At 66.3% G+C, this 4,181-nt stretch carries 6 protein-coding genes; 3 read left to right on the top strand and 3 right to left on the bottom strand.

Annotation, left to right across the window (positions count from 1 at the left end; genetic code table 11):
* On the bottom strand, positions 1-334 hold a 334-nt coding region (locus MU407_RS13590; RefSeq protein WP_246958277.1), incomplete at its 3' end, for a hypothetical protein.
* Positions 335-532: 198 nt separating this feature from the next.
* Between MU407_RS13590 and MU407_RS13595 the strand changes: the two genes are divergently transcribed.
* Positions 533-928, top strand: a complete 396-nt coding sequence (locus MU407_RS13595; protein WP_246958279.1) for a hypothetical protein — start codon at positions 533-535, stop codon at positions 926-928.
* Between the two features lie 42 nt (positions 929-970).
* Here MU407_RS13595 and MU407_RS13600 read toward each other — a convergent pair whose 3' ends face one another.
* On the bottom strand, positions 971-1,360 hold the full coding sequence (locus MU407_RS13600; RefSeq protein ID WP_246958281.1) for an IS5 family transposase: 390 nt from the start codon (positions 1,358-1,360) through the stop codon (positions 971-973).
* A gap of 258 nt (positions 1,361-1,618) precedes the next feature.
* Between MU407_RS13600 and MU407_RS13605 the strand changes: the two genes are divergently transcribed.
* Positions 1,619-2,572, top strand: a complete 954-nt coding sequence (locus MU407_RS13605) for a hypothetical protein (protein WP_246958283.1) — start codon at positions 1,619-1,621, stop codon at positions 2,570-2,572.
* Positions 2,569-3,354, top strand: coding sequence for a hypothetical protein (locus MU407_RS13610; protein WP_246958285.1), 786 nt, complete (start codon positions 2,569-2,571; stop codon positions 3,352-3,354). Before MU407_RS13605 ends, MU407_RS13610 begins: the two co-directional genes overlap by 4 nt.
* Positions 3,355-3,364: 10 nt before the next feature.
* Here MU407_RS13610 and MU407_RS13615 read toward each other — a convergent pair whose 3' ends face one another.
* Positions 3,365-3,595, bottom strand: coding sequence for a helix-turn-helix domain-containing protein (locus MU407_RS13615; RefSeq protein ID WP_246958287.1), 231 nt, complete (start codon positions 3,593-3,595; stop codon positions 3,365-3,367).
* Between the last annotated feature and the right edge of the window lie 586 nt (positions 3,596-4,181).

Raw genomic sequence — 4,181 nt, forward strand, 5'->3', positions numbered from 1 at the left:
GCCAAGGCGTGGACCGAGCAGACCACCCCCACCACCCTCCCAGTGGTCGCCTGACCACCGGAGAACACATCGACTGTCCGAAATCCTTGACACACCCCAGGCGGCCCTGCTCATCGGTGCTGATCTCAGGATGCTCGATTGGAGTGGTGACCTGCTGATGCCGGCCCGCGCCGGTGAACTCGCTGCGCTCATCCGGGTCCAGGGTGAGCGCGGGGTCGGTGAAGATGTCCACCCGCTCATCGTGACGGTAGGCGATGACCCGCCAGCCCTGTTCGCCGGGACGTTCGATGAACTGCGGGGACTGCTGCACTGCAGCGAGGTCCCGTTCGATCATGAGATCGGAGGGCCAGTCTCGTGGAGGCCAGCGATTCGCCGACAGAGTGGTGACAGCGAATCGCGATCACCGGGGTCAGGGGCCGAGTTCCGTTCGTTGACCTGCAGTGACGGGCCGGGTTATAGGGGCGGGGACATCAGTCTTCTCTAGGGCGTGTTGCTAAACCCATTGGAGTGTTGCGGCGAGGCAGACGGCGGAATGATTGTTCCGGGCGGTCTTGTCGGAGCGCATCGCGATGCCGCGCCATTGCTTGAGCTTGTTGATGCAGCGTTCGACGACGTTGCACCGTCGGTAGCGGAGGCGCTGGTCGTCGCCGAAGTCGATCGGCCGGCCAAGGCGCTTGCGGTGGTGAGCGATCTGGTCATCGCGCTCCGGGATCGTGGCGGCGATGTCCCGTTCGCGCAGCCAAGCCCGGTTGACTTTCGACGGGTAGCCCTTGTCCGCGAGGACCCGATCCGGCCGCGACCGAGGTCTGCCGGTGCGTCCGGCGACGCGGATCTCAAAGAGTGTTCGACGAGCATGCTCGTGTCCGCAGCCTGCCCGGGGGCCAGCACGAACGCGAGCGCGCGGCCTTTCCCGTCGCAGACCAGGTGATTCTTGGTCATCACCCCACCGCGAGAACAGCCTCTCGCGTGATCAGGAGGCTCGGCCCCGAACTTCTTGTAGTTCGACCTGGCCCCCTGTGTCCCGCTTGAGGGTCGCGCCGTGCTGATGCACGCGCATGATCGTCGAGTCGATCGAGGCCATCCAGTCGAGCTCGCCGCGCTGATGCGTCAGCGACTGGACCTTCTCGAGCACCCGCGCCCACACGCCCTGCTCCGACCAGCGGTTGAAGTTCTTGTAGATCGTGTTCCAGTTCCCGAACCGCTCCGGCACATCCCGCCCCGGAGCCCCGGTCCGGTAACGCCATGCGGTCGCCTCGAGCACTGCACGCCGGTCCACCGGCGGTCGGCCCGTCGCCTTCGCGACCGGGAACAGTGGGCCGATCACAGCCCAGGCCTCATCGGAGATCTCAGTACGCGACACGCTTCAAGCGTCACCCACGCGCCACCGACACCCCTTTAGCAACACGCCCTAACCTTAGCGCCGTGGGGCGCGGCATCGACTGCCGCCTCAGCGTCTAACCCGCCGTGGTCCTCGGCGAGGCCGGGCCCAGGAAGTCGAAGCTGATCTGCAAGGTCGCAGGACGCGCAAGTCGCTAGCACACTTCAGCACTGACGTCCAACAACCTCTGTCACGTAGATTAGGACAAGAATTGTTGAGCCGCTGGCGGGAGAGAGCACGATGGATGTCGCGAGCGTACTGCGTGAGCTGGGCCTGAACCTGGTCTACGGAACGGAGGACGGCCTCTGGGCCAGACGGGACGACACGGGCGAGATGCTGGTCTTCACTCCTACGGATCCTGTCGACCGGTTGGACTCCCGGACGGTGAACCGACTCAGCGGGAACCTCACGCCGGGTCAGGCCCGACCCCTGCTGATCGGCTCCAGCGCGACCCGGCAGGTGATGGAGCGAGCCGCATCGGGCGAGATCGACATCCTCACGGAGGAGCCGCTGCGCCTGTTCCACGAAGGAGTCGCCTATCGCACCGAGGAGCCGGCCCCGGTTCTCTCCGCTCCCCGGCGCACGGGTCGACCTGCCTGGGTGAGGTGGGGGCTCATGCGCGAGCTGCTCCGCACCGGATCGCTCCCGGCACAGACGGAGGTCGCCGCCCGATTCGGGGTCACCCAACAGGCGGTTTCGCGTGCGCTGCGGACCCTCGGGGACATGGGGGCGGGCGCCCCCGAGAAACTGCTGGATCTGTTCCTGGGGGAATACGCCGGGCCCGGTGGCAAGGAGTTTGGCTGGTACGCACTCACCCCGGTGACGGAGCAGACGGATGTGGCCGTCTCCCTGGCGCACAACCTCGAGCTCGATCCGATCGTCGCCGGAGACGTCGCCGCCGACAGGATCGCCCCATGGAAGCTGCCCACGAGGAGCCGGATCTACCTCCGTGGACCGATGGACCTCGGCGGGGAGGGCTTCATCCCGGCACCGCTGGCGGAAGCGACGCTGATCTGCTGTACCCCGCGCGACCGGACGCTCTGGGCGACGGGGACAGAAGTCGGAGATGATGTGACACATCGCCTGGCCGACCCTGCCCTGATCCTGTGGGAACTGCTCCACAGCGACGGCGCGGACAGCGACCAGGCAGCGGAGCACCTGCGCCAGGCAATCATCGAAGGAGCCGCTCGATGACCGCGGACATCGAGCTCGAAGTCCACTCGTGGAGCCTCGCCGACGATCTCGGCTATCTCGGCCAGCAGGCCGTCGCCGTGGCGGCCAAGGCGACGGACTACCGGATCGTAGGCGGTCACATGGTGCGCCTGCTCCTCCTCGCCCACCCCGCCAAGCGGGCGGTGCAGCGGACGACGGTGGACGCGGATACCGCCGTCAACGATGTCGAGGTGATCGGCGGGATCGTCGAGCGTCTGGTGAGCCAGGAGTTCGTCCAGGAACGCGGCAATGTGTACACGAAGGCCGTCGACGACGAGCGGAAAGTCGAGATCAACCTGCTGCTGTCGCGCATGGGAGGCGCGAGCGGGATCAAACCTCAGAACGTCGACGGCGTCGGTCAGGTCGACACCCTCCCGGAGCTCGCCTTTGTCCTGCTGCACCCGGCGCTCCGCATGGCGGTCACTGCGCACTTGAGCACGGGCGAGACGCTCACCTACACCGTGTTGATCCCTGGGCTCGAGGAGGCGTTCATCCTGAAGGCGCATGCCTGGGCAGCACGGGGCCTTCAGAAAGACCGCGATCTCGCGGACATGCACACGCTTCTCGAGATCCGCGAGACCTATCCGGACCTCCCATGGCGGCTGAACGAGCGACCGCTGCGCGGATATCGACTGGACACCGCACGGGCGGTCAGCTCGCTCTCGGATCGGCTTCAGCGACGCACATCGACGATGCCTGTGCCGAAGTATCTCGATCGGACGAGAATGACCGCGCTCCTCGTGAAGCACGTCGCGAAGCCCTGAGTCCAGCGGCCTAGGAGTGGGTCTCGGCGACCATCGCCGCCGTCTCGGCGTAGCGCTCGGCAATGTAGTCCTCGAAGGCGTCCAGCGAGACCCGCCAGACGCCGCGGCCGCCGACCTTGATCGCTGGCAGCTGTCCTGAGCGGGCGAGGGCGAGGGCGAGGGCCTGGCTGTAGGAGATCGAGAGCTCCTCCATGATGTGTTCGAGGGGCACGTATCGCGGCAGGCTCTCGGAACTGGTCATCGATTGAGAGTAGGCCAACCGGTAGCGGCAGGCGCTCTGTCTACAACTCCGCCGGACAGGAGTCTGCATCCGATGTGGCGGCTGGCGCCGCAAGAGAGACACTCCCAGGTGCGGTGCCCCCCTTGAGTGGGCCGCCACTGCGGGGGCAGGCGTACTAGCCGACCATGTGGTGGGCTCCGGCGCACGAGCACGGAACCAGCATCGCGTCGGCCCAGCCGTCAGGTCCGTGGACGAGCCAGGGGTCGCGAGGAGCGGGTATCGAGATTTCTGTTGTCACGAAGTCGAGGTTGGCATCGGTGCGCGACAAGCGAACTCCCCTCCCTCAGCGGTCGGATCCGCCTCAGTCTCGGTGCAGACCGTGGGGCCTACAGCCCCCTCGAGACGGGGATAGACGGTCCGAAGCACTCAGCCCAGGCCGATGGAGACCACGGCGGCAGCCCTGGCTTCCACGGGAACTGAGGGTTATAGGACAAAATGTGTGTACGGAGAGGCCGCTTTCCTCGTCCTGACCTGCGGGGATAGTGGGTTGCACATGCTCTGAGAGCATGTGCGATGGGTGTTGCTTCCAATCGGCCGTGTTGTGGTG

It is taken from the genome of Brachybacterium sp. Marseille-Q7125, assembly GCF_023062615.1.
In the GTDB taxonomy this organism is placed as follows: domain Bacteria; phylum Actinomycetota; class Actinomycetes; order Actinomycetales; family Dermabacteraceae; genus Brachybacterium.